Below are 570 nucleotides of genomic sequence, written 5' to 3'. Positions count from 1 at the left end.
CGCGCGGTCACCCAGTCTCGCGGGTCGGGCACCTAAGCCCTGCCGCGTTCCCGAGCCGCGAGGCTCTGCCACTAGGCTCACTTCGGTGGGCCTTTCTTTTGACCTGAAAGGAAACGCCATGCGTACCCACAAGCACATGTTCCATCTGCGGCAGGCAGCCATCCTCGGCTTCCTCGCTGTCGCTTTTGCCGGCCCCCGCGCCGACACTGAAGACGCCGTCATCACCGGCTACCGCACCCGCCAGGAAGACCTGGTGCAGCGCTCCAACGTCATCCTCGCTGCCGCCGACCAGGCCGGCCGCGAGCTGACAACCGAAGAGCGCAACACCATCCGCGACAACACCGCCGAGGTCGAGCGCCTGGAAGGCGAGATCAGCCTGCGCGCCACCGTCGCGGCCCAGGACGACCGCCTGCGCACCCCGCAGGCCCGCCAGGCGCCCGCGAACAGCGGCGAGCCGCTGCAGGCCCAGGCCTCCGGCGCGCAGGCCCGCGCTCAGCATCAGGAGGGTGGCCCGGTCATCCAGACCACGCACCTGAACACCGCTGCGCATCGCGCGGCGCGCACCGGCAA

General features: G+C 70.4%; 1 protein-coding gene. It reads left to right on the top strand.

Annotated features, from left to right (window positions below):
• Window positions 1-118: 118 nt before the first annotated feature.
• The coding region (locus ABGI63_RS25780; RefSeq protein WP_432767475.1) for a hypothetical protein at window positions 119-570 on the top strand (452 nt) is incomplete at its 3' end.

Source organism: Roseateles cavernae (assembly GCF_040187885.1).
Lineage (GTDB): Bacteria > Pseudomonadota > Gammaproteobacteria > Burkholderiales > Burkholderiaceae_C > Roseateles_E > Roseateles_E cavernae.
This window is presented reverse-complemented; position numbering and strand designations above follow the sequence as displayed.